Consider the following 23,453-nt stretch of genomic DNA (forward strand, 5'->3'; position numbering starts at 1 on the left):
GTCAGCAGCGGCGGATCAGGGCATAGTGAAATCGCGGGCCCTTTCCGTCGTTGGCGATGAGCCCCTGCCGGTGCAGGTCCCGCACGGCGGCTCGTACGTGCGGGATCCAGGCCGAACCGAGCGTGTGACCGTATACCTCGGCCACCCGGTCGGCGATCCGGAACGGGCCGATGGTTGTCGCCAGGTGCAGAATGTTCGCGGCGATCGCGGCGGTCCACTCCTTATTTTTGACCGGCTTAGCGGTGTCGCCGGCCGGGGCCATCATCTCCATGTCGAACAGGGTCGGCTGGTCCGGTGAGGTGCCTCGGTTCCAGGCCGCGGTGTCGCAGGCCTGACGCCACTCCACACCGGCCTTGCCTAACGCGTCCGCGAAGCACCACATCCCCTCAACGTGGCGGGTGAACAACGCAAGCACGTACTTGGGAAGCAGATCCGGTCGGGGCCGCACCGGCATACTCATCGACGTAAAGCCTGTCCCTTCGGCGATCATGTCCCGATACCTGTCGGCGACCGATAGCGCTGCCTGCGTCGCCTGATAGCCATCGTCCTTGCCGGAGACGGTAGCGAAGTGCTGCTGCCACCACTCGCCGCCAAGGAACCGGTTCAGGCGTCGCGCCGTGGCCAACGATGATCCCGTCAACGGCTTACCGTCGGCAAGGGCGGTACGCAGTTGCCCTCCCATACGCGCTACCGCCGACACGCTGATATGCAGCAACACCTCCGTCGCTGGCTGCTTGGGACGACTCAACAGACCGGACCGTATGAGCTGGAAATCCAGCGCCGGCCCGAACGGGTCCAGGAACGCAAACAACGCGTCGTCCTTCACCAGGTCCAGGATCTCCGGCAGACAGTCATCCAAAGACCGGTGAAACAGCACCGGCTCCCTGGACCACTCGACCTCGCTGAGCACCTGGGACAGATTCGCGAAGTGCGCGTCATCTCGCTCAACGAAAATCCCGCGCACCGACCGGAAGCTCTCCACCTGGCGAGCGGACTCGACCAGCAACAGCGGCGAACCAGGTTCACCGTTGTTGTAGCGGCCCTGGCCAGCGTAGCCGTCCAGAAACGTCACCCGATGATCACGCACGTTCATGCCCGCTTTCGCGGCGAACACCACGGGATACCTCGACAGGATGCCGTGCTTAAAAACCGCTTCCGATTTCTTCGTCGCGAAAAAGTCGTCGTTACTTGACACCCGACCTCCCCACATCGAGCCCTAAGTAATCAAACGATAGCTATGAGTGTCTGTGCTGGCTACCCCACAGGACCACGCAGAGAAACCCTGGATCGGCGCGCTCCGCGCCGTCACCACTGACCCGTACTCTGAAGGGATCACCATGCCTGAGGCTTCATCGGCGCTAACCGGGCAACGACAGCGCGTTGACCTCCTAGCCCAGCGGCTCCTCGACATCGACGCCGCCCGCCGCCACGCCGAGGCCACCGGCGACCAGCACCTACGCAACTCGCTGCTGAACCTGGCGCGCGACCTTATCGGCCAAGCCGAGGCACGCGACCTGCGCTCCCTGGTCACCCTCTGGTACCTGCAACTCGGCGCGATCGCCGCCGCGCACGACCAGGGCGCCGAGTAACCCCGAACCCCTGACTGGCGGCCTCCGCGCCCACACTTCCTGGTGGCCAGCGCCCGAACGGGGCGCTGGCCACCCACGTCTTCATCACCGTCTTACCCAGTTCTCACCCCTACTTGGAGGTGGCTTTGCTGTGACTCGACCACCCGCGCATGACCTCGCGGCCGAACGAGCCGTAATCGGTGCCGCTCTACTCGCCCCCGGGGTGGTTGCCGACCTGGCAGCCACCCTTACCCCGGCCGACTTCTACCGGCCCGCACACACCCGACTCTGGGAAACGCTGTGCCACATGCACGCCGCCGCACAGCCGATCGACCCGATCTCGGTAGCTGGCCGCCTCGCCGAAACCGGCGACCTGGGCATGGTGGGTGGAGCCCCGTACCTGCACACCCTCATCGCCACCGTGCCCACCGCCGCGAACGCCGGGCATTACGCGCGGATCGTTGTCGAGCACGCCCGCCGCCGCCAGGTCGCCGACCTCGGCACCTACCTCGCCCAACGCGCCGACGACGGCACCGACGTAGCCGACCTCGTCGCTACTGGCCGGGCGATACTCGACCAAGCCTCCGACGGCGCGCAGTGGCCGCCGCTGATCCCGCTCGGCGACCACCGACACCTCCCCGACTTCCCCAGCCACGCCCTACCCGCCTGGGTCGCCGAGATGGTGCACGGCGTCGCCGAGTTCACCCAAACCCCCGTCGACCTGGCCGGATGCATCGCCCTCGCCGCCCTATCCACCGCCGCCGGAGGCCGCGCCGAAGTCGAAGTAAGAGGATCATGGCGGGAACCAACCAACCTGTTCACCGTCGTTGTCCTGCCGCCCGGCTCCCGCAAATCCGCCGTGTTCGCCGCCATGACCGGCCCACTGTTGGCCGCCGAGAAGGCTCTTGTTGAGCGGACCAAACCGGCGATCGTGGAAGCGGAGCTGGCCGCCCGAGTTGCCGGGAAAGCGGCCGAGAAGGCCGCCATCGCCGCCGCGAACGCCGACGTGTCCGGCCGTGACACCCTCCTCGCCGAAGCGACCGACGCCGCGATGACCGCAGACGCCGTAACCGTGCCCGTCCTACCGCAGTTGGTCGCCGACGACGTGACCAGCGAAGAAGCCGCTTCCCTGCTCGCCGAACAGAACGGACGCCTCGCCGTCCTCTCCCCAGAAGGCGGCATCTTCGCCACCATCGCCGGCCGCTACTCCGGCACCCCCAACCTCGAAGTCTTCCTCAAAGGCCACGCCGGGGACATGCTGCGCGTCAACCGCCGCTCCCGTAACCCCGAACACGTCGAACATCCCGCCCTCACCCTGGGCCTGGCCGTGCAACCCGACGTGCTACGCGACATCGCCGACATGCCCGGCTTCCGAGGCAAAGGCTTGCTGGCACGGATCCTGTTTTCCCTGCCTGAGAACACCGTCGGGCGACGCAAAGTCGGGGCCGACCCGGTGCCTGACACCGTCGCCGACACCTACACCAGCAACCTCGGCGCGCTCGTGGGCAGCCTCGCGGACTGGACCGACCCCGCCGTCCTATGCCTCACCCCCGACGCCAACGAGCGGGTGCTCGACATCGAACGCGCCGTAGAGCCCCGCCTCGCCCCCGGCGGCGCCTGGGGACACATCGTGGACTGGGGCAGCAAATACACCGGCGCCGTCGTCCGCATCGCCGGACTAATCCACCTCGCCGAACACCTCCGCGATGGGTGGGGCAACCCCATCACCGCCGAGACTGTCGAACGGGCCGCGCTCCTCGGCGACTACTTCGCCGCCCACGCCCTCGCCGCGTTCTCCGACATGGGCGCCGACAAGACCACCCACAACGCCCGACACATCGCCGCATGGATCGAACGAACCGGGGCGACCACCTTCACCAAACGCGAGGTCTTCCGCGCACTCAAATCGGCCCAGCTACCCACCGCCGCAGACTTCGACGCACCACTGGCAGCCCTCGAATCACACGGCTACCTCCGACAGACAGAAACACCGGAGCGTCCCCGAACCGGAGGCCGACCACCCTCCCCGACCTACCTAGTGCACCCCCACATACACCAACCCGTCGCACCCGTTCAAGAGCTACCCACGGCACGACAGACGGCGTAACCGGCCTGCCAGAACTGCCACAACCGCCACAACCCCCACCCCTTCGAGGTTCTGGCAGTTCTGGCGGTTCTGGCAGGCCACCTTCACCCCGCGCAGCCCTCACCAACACGAACCCACCACACCCCCGCAAGCAAACAGCCACTCACACCGCCCCGCTGAGAGCCCCTGAACGAAACAGTCCCACCCATCCACACCTAGACACCTCAGATCTTGGCTCTACGGCGCTCTCAGCGGGCCGCTCTGCGCTGCACTGCGATCAACGCCTTCCCGCCTTCCACAAATGACCCGTGGCAACCGAAAGGCCCTCACCGTGCGAATCAGACTCCACGGCACCGCCTCCGAACTCACCGCCGCTCTCGCCGCACTCACCCACGTGCTCGACATCCACCACATCAGCCGGCCCTACCTCGACCGACCACCATCCACCCACCACCGCATCTACCTCCACGCCACACCTAGAGCGTGTGCTACGGAGGGTAAGCGCGGACGGCCTGATGTGCGGCCCTAGCATGGGCCGATCCACCGTGGGCTGTGGAGCCATCTATGGAGCGAACTAGAAGACACTGATGACTAGAGAGACCGTGGAGCTACGTAAGTCGACCGCAAAGACACTTCAGGACAGCACTGATCTAGCAGTCATGGCCCTTCCTAAACCGTGTGTCGCAGGTTCGATTCCTGCCGGGGGCACGTCACAGAACTGCAAACGCGAAACGCGACCGGTCAGTCACTGATCGTGGAAGCCAGTTTCGCCTTGGAGTAGACGATCAAGGATGCCCCGGCCGCTCGGCCGGGGCATCGGACGTTGGGTGGGTGTACGGGTGCCGAACGCGCCCGGATCGCGGCAGAACAAGGCGCTGGTCTTGCGAGGCCGGCGAACAGCGCCTTCCACCCAAGCACGCTTCCAAGCGGGCTCTGCTGGGCAGCTCATCCCGGGGCGCGCATGGTTGATCACCCACAGGACCTGCCAGGCTGCTCGACGGGGACTACAAAGAAACACAGCCCCGTCTCGCTCGTGCCGTCGTATATACTCCCGCTCTCGCGGAACCGCAACACTGATGTGGTCGAGGGTGTGCGCCCGAATTGCGAACGACGGAGGAATGCTCGTGAGTCCCCGGTCCGGCGGCGAGGCCGACAAGTTCGGCAATCGCTATGAGGGCGCGTGGACGGTCCGGCACCTCCTCTATGTGCTCGCGGGCAGGGCAGAGTCCGTAACTGTCGAGGATTTTCATGACCTCGCCTTGGGCGTTGAATTCACCTACCGGCGCGGTGAAGTCGTCCAGGTTCACCAATTGAAGCGCCAGAACTACAACGCCAACAGCTGGACGGTGAAATCTCTTCACGACAAAGGCGTATGGGCGAACGTCCGGCACCATGTCGACGCGGGCCGACAGTTCCACTTCATATCCATCGTGCCGGCCGTGACGCTCAAGAGCTTGGCAAGTCGGGCAAGACGTGCCGAAGGTGCCACCGAGTTGGTGAGTGATTGGCTAACGAACAAAGACCTACGCGAGGCGTTTGATGGTCTCTGCTCGCCCGATATCTTCGGGGATGCTGAGCTCGCTTGGCGGCTACTCAGAGGGTTCTGGATCGATTGGCCGAGCGAAGACGACATCATCGAGGTCAACGCAACGTTGGCCGAGTTGCAGCTAGAGGGTGCGGCGGGGACGCTAGCCGCAGCCGGCCTTGGCGACTTGGTTCTCAACAACCTCGGTGTTCGCCTCGATGTCGCCAAGATTGACGCGGAGCTGAACCGGTATGGGCTCCAGCGTTCTGATGCCCGGCGTGGCAAGGTGATGGTCGAGCAGGCCGAGTCAATAACTGTCGGATGGGCCGTCAGCATAGAGCGTGAACTCCTTCAGCCCACGATATCTCGGACGGAAGCGACCCAACTTCTCGACTCGTTCAATGGCCCGGACCGTTTGTTCCTTTTGACAGGTTCTGCGGGCGGAGGCAAGACAGCTGCGTTGCATCAGGTGTTTCAGTCGTTGCGAGGCACTGGAATGCCCGTCCTCGGGTTCCGACTGGATCGAATCGATCCCTTCTCTACCACGACAGACCTTGGGCGTAGAGTCGGCTTGGACGTCTCGCCCGTGACCGCGCTCGCAGCGGTTGCGGGGGAGCGTGGGTGTGTACTGATTGTTGACCAACTGGACGCCGTTAGCTTGGTCTCCGGACGAGTGCCGACCAACTATGACGCCGTCGCCAATCTGGTACGTGAGGCATCTGCCTTCCCGGAAATGCGTGTCGTCCTCGCCTGTCGCAAGTTTGATGTCGATAATGACTACCGCATCCGGGAGCTCGTGAGCGAGAAACGATCGGCCCGTGTCCACGTCGGGGAGCTGTCTGACGTGCAGGTCGTGGAGGCGGTTCGGGCAATGGGCCTCGACGCGTCGACTCTCAATGTTCAACAAAAGAAGCTCCTCAGCTCACCGTTGAATTTGGTACTACTCCGGCACATAGCCGATGAGGCGAACGCCCTCTCGTTCCAAACGACCAATCATCTGCTTGACGCTTTCTGGCAGCGCAAGCTTATCGACTGCACACAGAGGCGAGCCTCGGTTCGGTTCAACCACATTGTCTCGACGCTCGCCGAGGCGATAAGCGGGAGGCAGAAACTTTCAGTACCAGTTACCGTGCTCGACGACGGTGACCTCTCGGTTGATGCGGATGTTCTGGTTTCAGAGCACGTTCTGGTTCGCGACGGCCAGCAAATCTCATTTTTTCACGAGTCGTTTTTCGACTATGCCTTCGCCCGCGTGTGGACGAGGCGTAACCAAACACTCGTTGAGTTCCTTGAGGGCAGCGAGCAAGAACTATTCCGGCGAGCACAGGTTCGACAGATCGTGAACTACCTGCGTGAGTTGGAATCCAACCGCTTCCTGACAGAGGTCGAAGCACTGCTGACGAGCTCCGCCGTACGTTATCACATAAAGGACGTGGCCCTCACTCTCGTTGGGGCACTCGATAGCCCGACGGCGGGCGAATGGGCGATGGTGTCCAATGTTTTGGAGGCACACCCGACCTTTGAAAATCAGCTATGGCGTTCACTCGGCCACGTCAGTTGGTTCGAACGCCTCGACACCGAAGGCATGATCGAGGAGTGGTTAGGCGCGGCGGATCAGGTAGATCATTCGCATGCTCTGGATCTTATGGCGGCGGCAGCCAAGCGTCACCCCGATCGGCTGGCGCATATTTTGCGATCTCACCTTACGAAGGCCGAATATCCGGGTTGGCTTCAATGGGTCGTGCGCTTCGCTGATCTCCGCCAAAACCGGAATCTTTTCGACCTCGTTCTGGAGGCTGTCAGAGAAGGGAAGTACGACGGCGCAGAGCACGAACTTTGGCTTGCTGCGAACGACCTAGGCGAGCATCAACCGGCATGGGCTGTAGAGCTACTCGCCGCCTTCCTGGTTGATCGACCCGGGGCATTGAATTTGAACGATGAATGCAAGTTTGTTGCGTTGCTCGACCGGGATCACGGCGCAGTCAAGCTGGTGCAACTGGCCGCTGATGGTGCCCCGCAGTCATTTTGTGAGCTCATCATTCCCCACATGCTGCGGGTGATGGCCCTGACGGCGTACAAGGACCGAGATGAGCGTCCCCTGCGGGACAGGCATTTCAGCTATCGGTTACCGAACAACAACCCAGATGAGCTGGATGAGGCGCTCCTGGCAGGGGCGGCAGCGGCGATTCGCCTAGAGGTGGAGCGCGATCTTGCTGCGGCGCGGCCCACTCTGGACCTTCTTGCGGCTGACTCACATGAAGCGGCGCAATGGCTGCTATACGAAGGATTGAGAACGGCAGGGCAACCGCTTGCGCAGTGGGCAGCAGACCTCCTGCTTCAAGGCAGCCACCGTTTCATGAGTGGCTACATCTCGAACGGAGTTTGGTCCGCACGGCAGGTCATCCAGGCTACGAGTCCGTTCGTTGCCGAAGAGTCCTTCCGGCATCTCGAAAGCGCTATCCTGGCACTCCGCTTTTCGTGGGAGAAGCGCCGTCCAGGTTGGTACATGTTCTGCTTGTTATCGGCAATGCATGAAACGCGTCTCTCGGAAGTGGGACGACGTCGCCTCGGCGAACTGCGGCGGAGAATAGGTGCCGACCAGCCGCCTGAGCCGGAAGGCGTAACGGGCGGTTCAGTCGGCCCACCAATCCCTCGCGATGCTGCCGAAAAAATGAATGACGAGCAGTGGCTGCGCGCGATGGTCAAGCACAACGCCGGAAAGACCGACTGGCGAACCTTTACCGGCGGTGCTCAGGAACAGGCAGGCGTTCTCCAAGAACAGACTGCTGCCGATCCAGAGAGGTTTGCACGCCTGGCACTGCGATTCACCACCGAGACCCACCCGGCCTACGGGACTGCCGTCCTAATTGGCTTAGCTCAGGGGGAGGGCAGGGCAGACCCTGCCGCAGTCTTCGAGACGGTCCGCCACATTGCTGCGCTCGGCCAGCCAGCCAACGACCGCTGGGTGGGCTGGGCGCTGCGGAAGTACCTCAAGCTAGTACCGCAGGATGTGATGGAGATCGTGCTCGACCGAGCAGCCAACGCCAGTGATCCCATAGACGGCAGCCTGAAGGTGTGGCATACCAACCGTGACCATACTGGCGGTCAGGACCTTTACAGCTCAGGGGCCAACTCTGCACGTGGCAGCAACGCGGAGGTTCTGGGTGATCTCCTTGTGCACGACGCCGATGGCTCCCGGACGGCACTGGTCCTGCCCATGCTCGATCGCCTGGCGTCGGACCGGGCGACCACGGTGCGCGCCTGTGTGGCTCACCTCATCCATGCCAGCATCAGGCATGCTCGACGAGACGCGCTGCGCGCCTTCCACCTTCTTGTCGATGCAGATGACATGCTACTGGCCACCGAAGCGGTCGGACGGCTAACCGCACACCTCGGTTACGAGAATCCCGATGTCGCAGGCCCGGTGATCGAGCGGATGATTAGATCGCCTGTTTACGAGACCCGACAGGTCGGCGGCCAGTTGGCTGCTCTGGCAGCCATGCAGTGGGGCAGGTCGGACCTGCTCGACTATGTACTCGGCATGGACGACGTTCCCGCCCGCGCAGGAGCGGCCACCACATGTGCTCTCGGCCTCCTGGAGACCGGCAACATCGAGGTGGCGAGGCGGGCCCTGGAACAATTCATGGAGGACTCGCGGGAGGACGTCCGCAAGGCAGCTGCCAAAGTCGCCGGCGCGCTGCGGGGACAAAAACTCCGTTCCTTTAAGGCAACGCTCATCAGCCTTATCGCATCTGCCGCTTTCGTCGACGCTCTGCCGCAGTTGCTGATCACATTGGAGCGCGCACCGGATCAGGTCGATGACTTGGTACTGCTGTGCTGCGAGCGGTTCGTTGATGTCTCCGGCGCAGACGCCGGAGATGTCAGGACCGGTGCCGCGGCTGATGCGCGGCAAGTGGGGAAGCTGCTGGTGCGGGCGTACGCCCAGACGACATCAAAAGAAAGCCGTTCAAGGGTGCTCGACCTGCTGGATCGGCTGCTTGCTGCCGGAGCATATGGCGTCACCGACGTCGTTAGGGAATCAGAGCGGTAAGCGCGAGATTGTCTCGTCATTTGACCGGATGGTTTGCGCTAAAGGAGCAGAAAAACACACCTCGGATCGAACATCGCGCGATCCGGCTGCCTTTTGGTCGAGGTGTCTCCCACCGCAATTATCTCGACACGACCGCACGTCGATCTCCACCGAACTCCATCACTCACCGTGACGCTCGCTCGGCGGCAGATCAGTAGGCCCGTTTGGTTGCGGCAGCCCTTGGTGGCACTGCCGTGCCTGTCAGGGGCGAGCAGGCCACCCGGACGGTTGCGGTCCGTCAGCCTGACGTTCCGATGGTAGTTCGCCTTGTAATCAGGTAGTCACGCTGGCATTCTGGCGTGGCATTCCGGCAAACCGGACCGTCGGATCGCCTCGTTCGGCAGGGGAGGCCGAGGTCCGGCAGGCCAGGGATGAGGGTGGCAGCGATCTCGCAGGGCCGCCTGATAGGACTACCAGCGAGTTCGACGGGCGGCGATGGGTTGGCACGGAAGTCGGGTGTGTCAGATGGCCCCAACACCCTGCTCAGCGACGCCCGCCGCCGACTTCTGTCCCCGAGTGGTTCAGGCCGTCGGATGTCCCGGCAGGAGGTCGCCGAGGCGGTCAACAACTACCTGTGGGACACCTACAGCACGAGAACCAGCATGGACGCCAACCACGTCGGCAAACTTGAGCGGGGAGAACACCGCTGGCCCAAGCCCACGACCCGGGAGGCGTTCCGTGCGGTGCTGAAGGCATCGCGGGACGCCGACCTAGGTTTTTACATCACCCGTGGCCAACGCCATACTGACCCCGTTGCGCAACGGATACTTCCGGGTGAGGCGCTCGCCGCCGCCGATGATGACCCGGGTGAGTCGCTGATCGGCGGGGAGATCACGGACACTGGCGATATGAACCGCCGCGAGTTGCTACGCCTGCTGAGTCTGACAGGTGCGCTGTTGGCCGCGCCCGTCCCGGGCAGCCAGCTCGACTGGGCGCGCATCGAGTCCTCGAGTGACGGGAACAGGCGACTAGACCCAGCGACCCTCGACGAGTACGAGGGGCTCAACGCCCAGCTGTGGGCGGCCTTCGGCGCGGCCGAGTCCAAGGCGGCAATATCACCGCTGGTCAACCGTCAGCTGACGATGCTCACCGCCAACCTACGCCGATCCCACACGACACCCGTGCACCGTCGGCTCTGCGGGGTCACCGCTGACCTGCTTCAGCTCGCCGGCGAGGTCGCTTTCGACGCGAACGCGTACAGCGAGGCCGCGCACTGCTACACCCTGGCAGCGACCGCCGCGCGAGAAGCCGCTGCCTACGACCTCTGGACGTGCGCGATGATCCGTCACGCCTTCATCAGCGTCTACGAGCGCGACTTCCGGCACGCCGCACCGATGCTGGCCGTTGCCGCCGACCTGGCCCAGAACGGCGACAGCGCGCTGTCGACCCGACACTGGGCACGAACTGTGCAGGCGCAGGCTCTCGCGGGCCTCGGTGACCTGGGCGGATGCCGGCGGGCGCTCGACCAAGCTGAAGAGGTCAACCACTTGCCCGGCCAGGTTCACAACGGCGGTTGGTTGCGCTTCGACGGCTCCCGGCTCGCCGAGGAACGCGGAGCCTGCTACGTCGAGTTGAGGCGGCCAGACCTGGCCGAGCCGGTGCTGTCCGGCGCTCTGTCGCAGACCCTCTCCACGCGACGACGCGGAACCGTTCTGACGGACCTCGCCTTGGTCGGAGTCCAACGTAGCGACGTACACCAGATCGTGCTCTACGGCAGCGCCGCCCTCGACACTGCCCGCCAAAGCGGCTCGGGCGTGGTCGGCTCCAAACTTAACCAACTACACCACCGCTTGCAGCCGTTCCTTGCCGACACTCACGTACGGCATCTCAACCGCCAGATCAGCGCCCTGACAAGGGCAGGGAACTGACATGACCAGAGGGAGGACCAGCGTGCAGGTCGAAGAACCGGGGCGCGTGTTCCGCGAGGCATGGATCGCGGGCGTCCGCAAGCACTACCCCGGCGCACCGAAACCGGGCTACGTCACGCCCTGGGAAGATACGCCCGAATGGGAACGGGAGAGTGCCGCTGCTGTGTATGAGCAGGTCCGCCAGTTCATCGAGGTAGCCGACGGCGCAACCACGAAGCTGACCCGTGAGCAGAAAGGACGCTTCGTCGCCCTGTGCTGGATTGCGCAGATATTCAAACACTTCGCAAGCCCAAAGGCTTCCTACGCAGCCGACTGGTCAGACATGCCGGAGTGGCACCAGGAGACGAACTCAGACATCTTCGAACACATTGAGCAGGCGCTCGTCTCGACGCGCTGAGCGGACGACACTACGCCGACCAGCATGAGCTGCGCCTGCAAGGGTGAAACGCACGTCGGCCGAGGTCAGCACGGCGCGCCCGGCTTCCGGGCGCGCCGACGAGGCAGCAGCTCAGTAGGCGTCAAACTCACCGTCGCGGATGGCGTCAGTGAACGCCGTCCACTCACCTCGGGTGAACCCCAGCACTGGTCCCGTCCGGTCCTTCGAGTCCCGCATGCCCACGGTGCCGTCGAGCGCGACGGCGACCTCGATGCAGTTGTCGCCACCGCCGGAGCGGCTGGACTTCCGCCAGTTGGTGAACTTCTCGGGGTGCATGGTCATCTCCTGGTGTAGTCGGGCAGTTCCTCCGCCACGCTGGCGAGGAAGTCGAGGCTGTCGGCAGGGCTGAGGGCCGCGGAACGCAGTCGCTCGTACAGGGAGGCGTAGTTGGCAACCTCGTCGGGGTCGGTGAGGACGAGGTCGCTGGTGATGGTGTCGACCGCGACGACCACCGGATCGCTCGGGTCGGGGTATCGGTAGCTGAAGTACGACGACCGGGGTACCGCGTTGCCAGCGATTCGCGTGGCCAGCCGCAGTACCCGGATCGTGGTCTTCTGCTTCTCGTGACCGACGTTGATCAGGTGGTCAAGCTGCGCGCGGACGATCTCCGGCGGTGCGGCATGCCGACGGATCGCGAGCTCATCGATGATCACTTCGTAGGTGGGTCCGCCCGGTCTGTCCAGGACCCGTTGCCGGGCAGCTCGGGCTTCCAGTGCTCGCTCCACCGTGAATCTTCGGGGGTAGGCAGCACGATCTGCCACCGCGCGGACCTCGGTGTACGCCGGGATCTGCAACAAGCCCGGCAGCAGGGTGATGTGGTACTCGGCGATGTGCTCCGCACCGGCTTCCAGGTCCGCGTAGAGGGCCTGCCGTGGTCCCATCTCGACGCGGAACTTCTCCCACCATCCGTTCTCCTGGGACTCGCGAGCGATGGCCATGATCTCTTCCCACCGCTTCTCGCCAACCCGAAAGTGGTCGAGGACTCGCATGATCTCGTCTTGATCTGGTCGGACTCTCGCGTTCTCCAAACGGCTCAGTTTCTGCTTGGCGATCTTTGCCTCTTTGCAGAGCCGCTCAGCGGAGTAACCGTGTTCCTCCCGTAGTCGCACGAGTTCGGTAGCGAGCCGGCGACGACGAACATATGGACTGATCACCGACACCTCCGGCGTGAGACGCGAATAGCCCGAGGGTCCATCCTGCCTGGACTCCGGCAGACGAGAGCGTAACGCCTGTTTTGCCGAACCCCGCCAGCGCCGATCATGCTTTCCCTATAGAAATCCCTGGTCAAGCACGCAGCGACCGGTAAGTCTCTCCCCAACTTTCCCCATTGGCCGGTGTTCCCGGGGATACGCAAGAACCGCGATCGTGGAAGCACAACAAGCGATGTGTATACGGCTTGAAGTGGGGGCAGGTGGCGACAGTTTCGCGGCGGACCCCCACGTCCGAAATGCGGGAGGAGCGGCATGGACGCCACGAGCGCTGATCGCCATCCGGCATACCTGGGGCCCCTGCCCGCTGTCACTGCCAAGGAGGGCGTGGCGGCGGGCAGGCCGAACGTCGCGAGTTCTCTTGGGACGCCGTTCCAGGAAGGCGGATCGATCCGCCTGCCAACGTGCCGGTAGCTGCGGGGGCTACCTGCCCACCCATCATCCCAGTCCCATTGGAGGTTGCCATGAACAGCCTGCTCGCCGTCAGCAACGACCCGTTCGAGCTCGACGTGCAGATCGTCACGGAGGGGCCGGTCGCCGCCGCGCTGCTGGCCGACACGGACGACGGCTGCGACACCGTGAAGGGCAGCGACTGCTGACCGAACACCCCCGCTGGTTCCGGCAGGCGATCCCCCGATGCCTGCCGGAACCGGCACCCCTACAGCCCAGCCATTCCCCGGAGGAGCGCTTCGTGACGGAAGGAGGACAACCCATGTTTCGGTCGGTCGATGCCGCGACGATCCGCATGGCCGCTCACTCATGGCCCGACGGCCCAGCGCCGTGGCCGGACCGGAGCGACACCTCCGGAATCGGGGACTGGTTGCACGCGGCGTAGCGGAAGGTCGGCCTGGCCGAGGCTGTCTGGGCCGCCAGCCCTGAGTTCGCTGCTCGCGTAGAAGCCGTACTCGTCACAGGAAGCACTGGTCCGGACCGAGGGTGGCGGATGGCGCTGGCGCTGGCGCGGTACCTGGTTCGTGCGCAGCGGCGTGCGACGCCCTTCGGGTTGTTCTCGGGCGTGGCGACCCTGTGGTTCGACACGGTGGCTGCGGTGGTGCCGGCAGGGCAGCCGGCGATCCGGGTACGGCCGGACGCGAGTTGGCTAGCGTCCCTGATTGCGCGCCTCGAAGCTGACCCCGACGTGCGCCGCCGTTTGCCCGTGCAGGCAAACAAACTGGCGCTGGTGGAGGGGCCTCGGATCGTCGTGGCGCGCCGGCCGCACGCCTCCGCGAGCGCGGAGTCGACCTCGGTGAGGAACACCGAAGCGGTACGCCTGGCGGTGTCACTCGCCCCTGCCCCGTTGCCGTGGGCTGAGCTGGTCGACGCGGTCGCTGCTGCGTTTCCAGGCTTCCCACGCGCGTCCGCTAACGCGATGGTCGCCGGCTTGGTGGACCACGGAGTGTTGATCTCCGCTCTCCGACCACCATCGACGTGCATGGACCCGATCAGGCATGTCCTGGACACCCTCGATGCGGCGTTCGACGGTGCTCCTGAGGGACAGCGAGCCCTTCGGGCCAAACTGTGCTCGCTGCATGGTCGTCTCGGTGGTACCAGCGCATGGCGCACGACGTACCTTCGTGGGCTCGCCGACGATATGCGCAGCGCGGCAACGGCCACCCAGCCGCTCGCGGTGGATCTTCAGCTCGCGGATCAGGTCGCCCTGCCGGAGCAGGTCGCCGCCGAGATCGCCGCATCGGTGGAGGTGCTACGACGGCTGACGCCAGATCCGGCGGGGCGGCCAGAGTGGTGTGCGTACCGGACCCGGTTCGTCGACCGCTACGGGATGACGGCAGTGGTGCCGCTCGCCCGGCTGGTAGATCCACTCGTGGGATTGGGCTTCCCAGCACACTTCGACACCGTGGCCGACGCGCCTGCGGCTCTGATGTCCGGTCGTGACGAGCGCCTGCTCGCGATGGCTCAGCAGGCGGTGATCGACGGTGCTCGTGAGGTGGTTCTCGATGACGCGGCCGTCGAACGGCTCGCCGGCACTGGCCAGGTCTCCGGGCCTGTCAGCCCTCACGTCGACGTCTCGGCAGAGGTCCGCTCGGTCTCGCTGGAGGCGCTGACCCAGGGACGGTTCACTGTCGCGCTGACCGGCATGGGCCGCTCGGCGATGGCGACGAGCGGGCGCTTTCTCGAAGGGCTGCCCTACACCGACCGAGAGTTGATGTGCCGGGAGTTCGCCCACCTTCCTGTCGCGGTCGCCGGGGCCATGCCGGCGCAGCTGAGCTTCCCGCCGCGGAAGCTACACAGCCAGAACGTGCTCAACTCCCGGCAGGTACTCCCGCGGCTTATCAGCCTCGCCGAGCACCGACCCGTGACCGAGAACGTCATTGACCTCGACGACCTCGGTGTGACCGCCGGCCGCGATCGGCTGGTGCTGGTGTCGATGTCGCGGCGGCGGGTGGTCGAGCCGACGGTGGCGCATGCTGCGGCCGTACACACGATGCCGCTGCTCGTCCGGTTTCTCCTGGAGCTGCCGCGAGCCACGGATGCCCGGCTGAAACCGTTCGACTGGGGTGCGGCTTCCTGCTTGCCGTTTCGACCCGCGCTGAGGTACGGCCGCGTCCTCCTGGTGGCGGCCCGGTGGCGCGTCGATCCGACGTCCCTGCCCGGTGCGAACGCAGGCGATGGCGAATGGTTGACGGCCTGGGAGGCGCTGCGGACGAGGCTGCGGCTGCCGGCGTGGGTGCAGGTCGGCAACGGTGACCAGCGGCTTCGGCTCCACCTCGATCAGTCCATGGATCATGCCCTGCTTCGTGCCCACCTGGACGCCAGCGCCGGACCGGTAACCGTGGTGGACGCGGCGGGCCCAGAGGACTTCGGTTGGCTCTCCGGCCGCGCCCACGAGATCGTCGTGCCCGTCGCCTCGACGGTTGAGCCCGCTGCCGCGCCGGCTGCGGTGACCGAGCGCGGCGCATGGCCCCCGCCCGCTCCCCCCGAGCCGGTCATACCGGGTGCCAGTGGCCTGCTGTCCGCTTCGGTGGCCGTCGAGCCTTCGACGATGGAGCTGGTGGTGATGCGGGGGCTGCCCGCGCTGTTCGCCGACTGGCCCGCGCCGCCGCTGTGGTGGTTCGTGCGCATGCAACGCCCCACTCCGCATCTTCGACTACGACTGCACACCGATGACTACGGCGACGCGGCGGTACGGGTCGGGCGGTGGGTCGCCGGGCTCCGACAGCAGCGCCTTGCCGGCGATTGGAGCCTGGACACGTACCATCCCGAGTCCGGTCGCTACGGCTGCGGCACCGCGCTGGCAGCGGCCGAGATGTTGTTCGCCGCTGATTCCACCGCAGCCCTGGCACAGCTGGTTGCGCAGCCTGAGTCTGGGATCGATCGGCGGACACTGACCGCCCAGAGCATGGTCGATCTAGCCGCCTCGATGCTCGGCAGCCGCACCGCCGGGTGCGAGTGGCTGGTGGCGCGCCCCGAGCAGACCGGGCAGGCACCGGTCCAGCGAGACGTGCTGCGCCAAGCGGTCACCCTCGACCCGAGCGAACTTCCCGAGCCCATCCAGCATGCATGGCAGGAACGCTCCAAGGCCGCAAACCGTTACGCCGCCGAACTGTCCGCCGTCGCCGGCCCGCTCACCCCCGCCTCGGTGCTCACGTCGCTGATACACCTGCACGTCGTTCGCGCTCTCGGCCCCGACGAAGAAGCCGAACAGCTCACGTACCGGTTGGCCCGCCATATCGCGCTGGCGGCGGTGCGCCGCCGGGTGCGCGCCGAAGGAGCGTCCCGATGACCGCAACACTGATGAGGACACCGTTGCTACGGGCGGCCGAGACGATGGCCGCATGCATCACCGACACCCTGACCGAGCCGCCGCCCCCGGACTTCGGAGCGAACGACTACGGGCCACGCAGTACCCGCTGGTACGCCCAGTCGCTGTCCCGGGGCGCCGCCGGGGTGGCACTCCTGCACGGGGCGCGAGCGCAAACAGGACACGGCGGGTGGGAACCGGTCCATGCATGGCTGCGACGCGCGACCGCTGACACCCTGAACAACGGCAGCGGAGCCGGACTCTGGTTCGGCGCACCCGCTGTCACCCACGCACTGACCATCGCCATGCCGCACGCCCGCCCGGCAGCCCTGGACGTGCTTGATCATGCCTTCGATGACCTGGTGGAATGCCGTCTGGCCGCTGCCACAGCACGCCTCGCGGCGGGTTCCCGGCCTTCGCTGTCGGAGTTCGACCTCGTACGTGGGCTGACGGGCCTGGGAGCCCACCTGCTGCGCCGCGCCCCGGACGGACCTTTGCTCCGGCGGGTGCTGGCGTACCTGGTTCGGCTGACCGAGCCGGTGCACACCGACGACGCTGCGGGCCGGTTCGCGCCGGGGTGGTGGAGCGCAGACGCAGCCGACCGCGAAGGTTCGGAGCAGGGCGGGCATGCCAACGTCGGCATGGCGCACGGCATCGCCGGCCCTTTGGCCCTCCTGGCTCTGGCGATGCGGCAGGACATCCGGGTGTCGGGGCACGCGGAGGCGATCCGCCGGATCTGCACGTGGCTCGACTGCTGGCAGCAGGCGAGCCCTGCGGGCCCGTGGTGGCCAGAGAAGATCACCGTCGCGGAGTTGCACGCCGGAAAGCCCTCCATCAGCGGACCGGCGCGGCCGTCCTGGTGCTACGGCATCCCTGGAGTCGCCCGCGCCCAGCAGTTGGCCGGGATCGCCCTCGACGACCCTGCCCGGCACGAGGCGGCAGAAGAGGTCCTGACCCGCTGCCTGGCCGACCCCCTCCAACTCAACCGGATCGTCGATCCGTCGCTGTGTCACGGCTGGGCAGGACTTGCCGCTACGGCCTGGTACACCGCCGCCGACGCCCGCACCACCAGCCTCCAGAAACAGCTGCCCCAGATCGTGCGCCTGCTGATCCAGCACGCCACGGACACCACCCCGGCACGATCCGGCTTGATCACAGGCCCCGCCGGAATCGCACTCACCCTGCATACCGTCGCGACCGGCACCGACGTCCGCTGGGCCACCAGCCTGCTGATCAACTAGACAAGGAGAGCGTCGTGGATCTCGATTCCGAACCCGACACCGAGCCACCAAGCCTGGCGCCGGCGAGCCGATGGCGCCAGCTCAACCTGACTTTCTCGGACTGGCAGGCCGCTGAGGATTTCGCCGCAACGCGGCTCGCCTCTGAGCTCACCGCTGCGGAAGACCACCGGGCGATTACCGCCTTCTGGTTTATCCGTAAGAGCGAGACGTGGCGGCTGCGGCTACTGCCCGGCGACCAGCTCGCCCAGGTCTATGCCCTCCTCGCCTCCATCACCGACGACGAGTGCATCCGCGGTGTCACGGAGCCCGTCTACCGCCCGGAGGCGTACGTCTTCGGCGGGGACCAGGCCATGACGATCGCCCACACCCTCTTCCACGCCGACAGCCGCCACATCCTCGGCCATCTCGCCACCGCCGGCGGCACCCACCGGCGTGAACTCGGCGTCCTGCTCGCCACTCGCCTCATGCGCGCCGCCGGACTGGAGTTCTCCGAGCAGGGCGACGTCTGGCGGCTTCTCAACTCCCGCCGGCACCAACCGAACGCCCCCACGCCGAGCCCCAGGCTCGTCGTGGCCGTGCAGCGCCTGATCACCGCAGCCGACGACACGGCCGGAAGCCCTCTGGTCATCACCCCGCCATGGCCACAAGCCCACGAGCAGGCGGGCGGGGAACTCGGCTTCCTCGACCGGCACGGGGCGCTGACCCGTGACCTACGCGAGGTGCTGACCCACCACCTTCTGTTCCTGTTCAACCGGCTCGGCATCTCCGCCGCTGACACCTGGCTACTCGCGACGGCGGCCGTGACCGTCACCTTCCACCACCAGTTCGACACCCCATCCGGCTATCAACCCGCCGCCAAGATCGGAAGTAGGGTCAACGCAGTGAACACTTCCCCCACCGCACCGGGAACGTCGAGTGCCGCGACGCTCCGCGAACAACTCGCCAGCACGCTCGAACAGCGCGGCCACATCTGCTCCGCCGCCGTCGCGTACGCGTTCCGTACGGTGCCCCGCGAGCAGTTCCTCCCCGGCGTCGACCTGGAAACCGTGTACAAGATCCTCAACGGGTTGAACACACAGGTCAGGCCCCTGAGGTGCCGAGGACTATTTGTGGATTGATCTTGAAGCTGTTTTCGCAGCTCATGTGGGCCGCAATGGACGCGACGTGGATTCTCCGGCGGCTGGCCGAGCCTATCCATCCGAGTCGTCGTCCAGCGCCTCCTCGATGCGCTGGTTGACGCTGACCTCATGGCCATCGATGCACTCGCCATACACCTTGAGCAGCATGTCGACTGAGCGCCCAGCGCGGTCCGCGACATCGGGCGCGCCGGGACGCCCTGGTTCAGCCAGAACGACCCCGACGCGCGCCTCAGGTCGTATGGCCGCCCCCCATCGGGGACGCCACCTGAGCCGGAGTCAGCGCGAACTCCCGGGCTGCCTGCCAGACCCGGGAGTAGGTCGAAGCGGCCACCACGTTGCCCCTTTCGCTGCGGAGCAGCCGGTCACCCTTCGCCGCGAGGGTCAATTTGTGTCGGATGGGCGGGAGCGCGCCAATAGGTAGCCGGCGTAGGCGGCGAGCGCAACGGCTGCTAACACGGCAGGGGGCCCGGTGAGTGCACGCTTGCTGCTGCGGGTGGACAGCGCGGCGCCGAAGGATTGGTCGGCCAATAGTGACCAGCGCGACCGCCAGGACAGGGCCGATCCGGTCGACAGCGCGGAGCCGACGGACAGGATCGATCCGGCCGAGCCGATACTGGCGATGGAGGCGATCGAGCCAACACTGCCGATGGACAGCACCGAGCCGTGGGAGCCAATCGACAGTACGGAGTCCGTGGACCACAGTGACAGCCGCGAGGAGCCGGTAGAGGTCATGGGCGGATTATGCGGCATACCGGTGATACTCGCGGCTTATTGGAGCTGACGCACACACGTCTGACTGACCACTCTCGCGAGATCCGAAACTCCGGGGCGTCACGCGGCCCGGCAAAGCCAAGACGCAGAGGGGCCGGTGCGGGAGAGTCGAGTATGGACAAGATCTATATGATGATGTGGCGGCAACTGCTGAAGCCGTCGTACGGGGAGGTGCCATGATCAATCGGGCTGTCCGGCACTTTGTGGGTGCGGTTGCGGCCTGTTCGCTCTTCGTTGCGCAGGCGGTCGTCGCCTACATAGGGCTGTTCGGATATGCGGTGTTGACCGATGCACCACTAGGTAGTCCGATAGCTGGGCTGACGACGATGCTGCTTGCTATCGTGCTGGGTGCCGGCTTGGTGCCGCTGCTGTTCTTGCCGGCCAGTCTGGTCGGCGAGATAGCCACGAAGCGCGGACGCCTTTCCCTGAAGTTGCTGATCACGATCGCGGTCGCCGCCACGCTGGCCTCGATCTACGTTGCTGTCATGGCGGTAGCAGCCGGCACGTCGGCCGCTAGCACGGGTTTGGCGTGCCTCTGCGGCGTGGCCGCTGTGCTAGGACCCACCGTGGTCTACGTCCTCGTGGCGCACGCCATGTTGCGGGCGAATCCGATCCGGTGACGCTTCCACTCGCCGGCATCAGCCTCGGTTAGCGCCTGGTCGGAGCCACCGCACTCCCGGGCCAGCACGCAGCGCTAGTGGGGCACAGCCCGGACGCGCTGCCCCGGTCTGGCGCTACGCGGTCTCGACTCGACAGGCCCGGCCCGGCCAAGACGCATGAATCGCCCATTTGATGACTATCATCCCCGAGGAGGGCAAATAGTCGTCAATGTGATGGGAAATCATGAACAAGAGCGCAAAGGTGGCTAATACCCGCGCCGCCGCGACCGCCGCGACCGCCGCAGTCGCCGCCGCCACCGCATTCGTGATGATGGGCAACGTGGTCAGCGCCGCGCCCGTCGGCCCGATCGACCCCGTCCAGGCCACCGAAGGATTTCTGGTCATGACGGAGGGAAACGCGACCTTGATCGGTACGGAGAACGAGGGGACGCTCGCCGTCGGTGGAAACCTCGCATTTGGGCAGTACCAGTTGGCCGTGGTGAGCGCGGGAAACTTCTTCGCCCCCGGCGATAACCTCCCGACGGCGCTCGTGGTTGACGGGCAGGTGGACTTTGCGAACAGTGTGGCCAGCACCCGCCTCCAGGTCCTGCAGAATGGATACGCCAAGATCGGAAACCTGAACGACACCTTCGTCCGGAATGTTGACACCAACAACGCACCGGCGAACACGCGGATCCTGCCGATCAATAGCTACGACGCCTCGCCCCGGATCGAACTCGTCACCAGCCAGCCGGAAACGAGTGTCGGGCCGGTCTCGGTGATCGACTTTGCCGAGGCGTTCCAGACCTTCCGGTCGAACTCCACCGAACTCGCGACGTGCCAGAACACCGTCGTGCTGCGGGACCCGAACGGCGACCCGATCTCCTCCCCCATCCCACCTAGAACCAACGCCGTCATCAACCTGAGCGCGAACACCACCAACGTGCTGAACATCAACTCGACCGATCTGGACAACATCGGCATCCTGACCTTCGCCGACCAGCCGACCGCAGACAGACCGTTGTTGGTCAACGTCAACACCACCGACGCGGGGGACACCTTCGACTGGATCGCACCGAACTTCGCCCGGGCATCGGCGGGCCCGAAGCCCGCTTCATCCTGTTCAACTTTCCCACCGCCACCGCCCTCACCCTCGCGTCCGGCGGGGCCACGGTCGAAGGAACGATCTACGCGCCGCGGGCCGACTTCACCGATCTTGATCAGAGCAACACCGAAGGCAGCATCATCGCGCGCACCCTGGAGCACCGCGGCGGGGAAATCCACGACTACCCCTTCAGCACGACGCTCGCCTGTGACAGTGCTTCCCCGACGGCCAGCCCGACCGCCACACCGTCCGGCACGCCGACCACCGATCCGACGGTGACCCCGACCGTCACGCCAAGCCCGACCGGGACCGGCCTACCAATCACCGGATCGTCCAGCGGGTCAGTGCTCTTCGTCGGCGGCCTGGCCGTGCTGACCGGAACAGTCTTCCTGCTCACAATCAGTCTCACGCACCGGCGGCGGCGCAACGCCGGAAGCTGAGCGCTTGTCGGGCGGGCGAGAGTGCCGCCCGACACCCAATCCACCCCAGCGGCCCGCCGGGCGCGGCACCGCCGTAGGTGCGGCGAGAGCACGGCGACCGGCACTCACGCCGGCACCGCACGAACGATGGCCTGGGTAGCGATGCCCAGGCCATCGTTCTGCCCGGCGTATCTGGTACAGAGCAACCATTGACGGACGAGAGGTGTCCAGTTAGCTTTCTACCCCTTATCCTCGATTTCACTCCCTATCACAAGTACCGTCCCTAAATGCACACATACCGCCCCCAAGCCGCACACCTTCCACCCCTGAGCCGCACGCTGACCACTCCTGACCCGCTCTGCCGCCACCGCGACGGCGACGACACCTGGCGTGGGGCTTCTTTGAGCACCAGAATCGGTACGGTGTAGCGCATGATCCTGCCTGCGAGTCGCACGAGCGCGGAGGCGCACCTCTACATGGACCTGCGGCCCTGCGCCTGCGGGGAGGCACGGTTCGACCGGCAGAGTGCGGTCGTGGCGCTCGAGGACGGCGACCTGGCGTCCCGCTACAGCGGCCCCTGCCCCGCCTGCGGCCGGGCCCGCGAGTTCACCTTCCGACTGCCCGCCGAGCCCACCCTGGCTGCCGGAGCCCTTCGACCCGCAGCCGCCCCGTCCGGCGGCTTCCACTACGGCGCGGCCGAGCCGTCGCAGCTCCTCGACCCCGGCGAGTGGCTCTGGGCGGCCGACGCGTACGCCAGGTCGGTGCCGGCGGGCAGGGCGACCGTGGAGGCGGGGCAGCGAGCCCAGGCGACGCTACTCCGGGCCGTCGCGGCCCTCGACGAGGTACTCAAGTTCGTCCCGCCCGGCGCGGAGACCGTGCCGGCCAGCGCTTTCACCAGCGAACGGGGGCGTGACCTACGCCGACGGGACCCGGGCCGTTTCCGGCGCGACCGGTTGGCCGCGGTTCGCGACGCCTACACCGGGATGCTGCCGCCGGTCGGTTGAGCCGGATCGCGGCGGGCCTCGTCCAGGCAGGCGGCGAACGCCCCGACCAGCAGGGGCAGCGTGGTCAGGAACTCACGCAGCACATACCGGGGGTTGTGCTCGCGGGCATCCGCCACCTCGGCTCGGGCACCGGCGTCGGCGAATGCCGTGCAGACCTCCCAGAGGTTGGCGCCGGTGCTGCTCCACTGCCACACGTCGTGGGCCAGCGCGGGTAGCCGCAGCACCGGGGCGGCGCCGAAGATTCCGATGCCGTAGTGCAGCGGGTCGTCCGGGGTGTTACCCAGCGACACCATGAGCGGCAGCACCCGGTACGCGCGCGCGAAGTCCTCCAGATCCGGCGCGTCCAGGTCGATCTCCAGCAGGAGGCCCTCCTCCAGGAACTCCGTGACGAATCGACTTGGGTCGACCACACCGATCTGCTCGGCGGCCTCGATCACCGCGGCCCGGTTCCAGGTCTCGCCGGGTCGGTCCACCGGGCAGTGCGCCGCAGCCCACACCCCGAAGGCTTGCGGGTCGGGCATGGTTATCGAGAACCGGCCGATGCTCAACGCGTTGTACTTCATCGGGGCGCCGACGCTCGGGAAGAACTCCCCGGTGTAGCGCCCCACCGGCAGGATCAACGGCTCGACCATCG

The 23,453-nt window shown here is 66.0% G+C and carries 18 protein-coding genes and 1 pseudogene; 13 read left to right on the plus strand and 6 right to left on the minus strand.

Annotated features, from left to right (window positions below):
* Window position 1 precedes the first annotated feature (1 nt).
* Window positions 2-1,195, minus strand: coding sequence for a three-Cys-motif partner protein TcmP (tcmP, locus tag K228_RS0101800; RefSeq protein WP_025616858.1), 1,194 nt, complete (start codon window positions 1,193-1,195; stop codon window positions 2-4).
* A gap of 142 nt (window positions 1,196-1,337) precedes the next feature.
* Between tcmP and K228_RS0101805 the strand changes: the two genes are divergently transcribed.
* The 6 genes from K228_RS0101805 (at window position 1,338) to K228_RS0101825 (ending at window position 11,534) form a co-directional block, all read left to right on the plus strand.
* The gene (locus K228_RS0101805) at window positions 1,338-1,589 is read left to right on the plus strand and encodes a hypothetical protein (protein ID WP_029723288.1); all 252 of its coding nucleotides are present in this window, start codon (window positions 1,338-1,340) and stop codon (window positions 1,587-1,589) included.
* A 130-nt stretch (window positions 1,590-1,719) separates the two neighbouring features.
* Window positions 1,720-3,675, plus strand: coding sequence for a DUF3987 domain-containing protein (locus tag K228_RS0101810; protein ID WP_025616860.1), 1,956 nt, complete (start codon window positions 1,720-1,722; stop codon window positions 3,673-3,675).
* Window positions 3,676-3,985: 310 nt separating this feature from the next.
* Window positions 3,986-4,183: a hypothetical protein gene (locus tag K228_RS29320; protein WP_080671520.1), complete on the plus strand. Its 198-nt coding sequence runs from the start codon at window positions 3,986-3,988 to the stop codon at window positions 4,181-4,183.
* A 589-nt stretch (window positions 4,184-4,772) separates the two neighbouring features.
* Window positions 4,773-9,230 (plus strand): NACHT domain-containing protein, encoded by a 4,458-nt coding sequence (locus K228_RS0101815; RefSeq protein ID WP_025616861.1) that lies wholly within the window; start codon window positions 4,773-4,775, stop codon window positions 9,228-9,230.
* A 572-nt stretch (window positions 9,231-9,802) separates the two neighbouring features.
* Complete coding sequence (locus K228_RS0101820) at window positions 9,803-11,137, plus strand: NsdA family TPR-like regulatory protein (protein ID WP_025616862.1); 1,335 nt, start codon at window positions 9,803-9,805, stop codon at window positions 11,135-11,137.
* Between the two features lies 1 nt (window position 11,138).
* On the plus strand, window positions 11,139-11,534 hold the full coding sequence (locus tag K228_RS0101825) for a hypothetical protein (RefSeq protein ID WP_025616863.1): 396 nt from the start codon (window positions 11,139-11,141) through the stop codon (window positions 11,532-11,534).
* 111 nt (window positions 11,535-11,645) lie between these two features.
* On the opposite strand, the gene K228_RS0101830 is transcribed toward K228_RS0101825, so the two are convergent.
* Together K228_RS0101830 and K228_RS0101835 are read right to left on the minus strand one after the other, a co-directional pair.
* The gene (locus K228_RS0101830) at window positions 11,646-11,855 is read right to left on the minus strand and encodes a DUF397 domain-containing protein (protein ID WP_012180837.1); all 210 of its coding nucleotides are present in this window, start codon (window positions 11,853-11,855) and stop codon (window positions 11,646-11,648) included.
* A complete protein-coding gene (locus tag K228_RS0101835) occupies window positions 11,852-12,727 on the minus strand; it encodes a helix-turn-helix domain-containing protein (protein WP_025616864.1) in 876 nt (291 codons plus the stop codon). Before K228_RS0101835 ends, K228_RS0101830 begins: the two co-directional genes overlap by 4 nt.
* 518 nt (window positions 12,728-13,245) lie before the next feature.
* Between K228_RS0101835 and K228_RS26670 the strand changes: the two genes are divergently transcribed.
* The 4 genes from K228_RS26670 (at window position 13,246) to K228_RS0101855 (ending at window position 18,900) form a co-directional block, all read left to right on the plus strand.
* On the plus strand, window positions 13,246-13,380 hold the full coding sequence (locus tag K228_RS26670; RefSeq protein WP_016815038.1) for an FxLD family lanthipeptide: 135 nt from the start codon (window positions 13,246-13,248) through the stop codon (window positions 13,378-13,380).
* 248 nt (window positions 13,381-13,628) lie between these two features.
* A complete protein-coding gene (locus K228_RS0101845) occupies window positions 13,629-16,523 on the plus strand; it encodes a lantibiotic dehydratase (RefSeq protein WP_245603404.1) in 2,895 nt (964 codons plus the stop codon).
* Entirely contained in the window at window positions 16,520-17,782 is a 1,263-nt protein-coding gene (locus tag K228_RS0101850) for a lanthionine synthetase C family protein (protein ID WP_025616866.1), read from the plus strand. The genes K228_RS0101845 and K228_RS0101850 overlap by 4 nt, the downstream gene beginning before the upstream one ends.
* Window positions 17,783-17,796: 14 nt before the next feature.
* Window positions 17,797-18,900, plus strand: coding sequence for a thiopeptide-type bacteriocin biosynthesis protein (locus K228_RS0101855; protein ID WP_025616867.1), 1,104 nt, complete (start codon window positions 17,797-17,799; stop codon window positions 18,898-18,900).
* Between the two features lie 250 nt (window positions 18,901-19,150).
* Here the strand turns inward: K228_RS0101855 and K228_RS28130 are convergent, their stop codons facing one another.
* Complete coding sequence (locus K228_RS28130) at window positions 19,151-19,306, minus strand: hypothetical protein (RefSeq protein WP_155251546.1); 156 nt, start codon at window positions 19,304-19,306, stop codon at window positions 19,151-19,153.
* Window positions 19,303-19,653 (minus strand): hypothetical protein, encoded by a 351-nt coding sequence (locus K228_RS26680; protein ID WP_025616868.1) that lies wholly within the window; start codon window positions 19,651-19,653, stop codon window positions 19,303-19,305. Before K228_RS26680 ends, K228_RS28130 begins: the two co-directional genes overlap by 4 nt.
* A 215-nt stretch (window positions 19,654-19,868) precedes the next feature.
* Between K228_RS26680 and K228_RS0101870 the strand changes: the two genes are divergently transcribed.
* The 3 genes and pseudogenes from K228_RS0101870 to K228_RS0101880 all read left to right on the plus strand — a co-directional run bounded on the left by K228_RS0101870 (window position 19,869) and on the right by K228_RS0101880 (window position 22,819).
* Window positions 19,869-20,312, plus strand: coding sequence for a hypothetical protein (locus tag K228_RS0101870; protein ID WP_029723290.1), 444 nt, complete (start codon window positions 19,869-19,871; stop codon window positions 20,310-20,312).
* A 223-nt stretch (window positions 20,313-20,535) separates the two neighbouring features.
* A pseudogene (locus tag K228_RS25260) lies at window positions 20,536-21,836 on the plus strand (choice-of-anchor A family protein).
* Window positions 21,837-22,246: 410 nt separating this feature from the next.
* Window positions 22,247-22,819 (plus strand): hypothetical protein, encoded by a 573-nt coding sequence (locus K228_RS0101880; RefSeq protein WP_025616869.1) that lies wholly within the window; start codon window positions 22,247-22,249, stop codon window positions 22,817-22,819.
* On the opposite strand, the gene K228_RS0101885 is transcribed toward K228_RS0101880, so the two are convergent.
* Complete coding sequence (locus K228_RS0101885) at window positions 22,789-23,451, minus strand: hypothetical protein (protein WP_025616870.1); 663 nt, start codon at window positions 23,449-23,451, stop codon at window positions 22,789-22,791. The two genes, K228_RS0101880 and K228_RS0101885, sit on opposite strands and share 31 nt — an antisense overlap.
* Between the last annotated feature and the right edge of the window lie 2 nt (window positions 23,452-23,453).

This window comes from Salinispora cortesiana, from assembly GCF_000484695.1.
Taxonomy (GTDB): Bacteria; Actinomycetota; Actinomycetes; order Mycobacteriales; family Micromonosporaceae; genus Micromonospora; species Micromonospora cortesiana.